We start from the raw sequence: 392 nt of genomic DNA, 5'->3' as shown, positions 1-392 counted from the left end.
GAACGCGTCTGGCAGGACCTCATCGTCCCGGTCGACCCCACCGCCCCCGACTCGGTCCACCTCACCACCTGGCCCGAAGCCGACCAGGCGCTGATCGACCCGCAGCTCTCGCAGCAGATGCTGCTGGTCCGTCGCCTGGTCGAACTCGGCCGGGCCACCCGCGCCGAATCCGGCGTCAAGACCCGCCAGCCGCTCTCCCGCGCCCTCATCGCCGCGCAGGGTTTCGACACCCTCCACCCCGACCTGCACGCGCAGATCACCGAGGAACTCAACGTCACCTCGCTCGCCTCGCTGAGCCAAGTCGGCGGCAGCCTCGTCGACACCACCGCCAAGGCCAACTTCCGCGCCCTGGGCAAGCGATTCGGCAAGGGCGTCCAAGCAGTCGCCAAAGC

The 392-nt window shown here is 69.9% G+C and carries 1 pseudogene; it reads left to right on the top strand.

The annotated features are described in order from the left end of the window. Nucleotides 1–392, top strand: a pseudogene (locus AAHZ94_RS35115) (DUF5915 domain-containing protein); the annotation flags it as partial.

The sequence above is a fragment of the Streptomyces sp. HSW2009 genome (genome assembly GCF_040240285.1).
Classification (GTDB): domain Bacteria; phylum Actinomycetota; class Actinomycetes; order Streptomycetales; family Streptomycetaceae; genus Streptomyces.
Note: the sequence above shows the minus strand (reverse complement) of the source record. Positions and strands in the feature narration are given on the sequence as shown.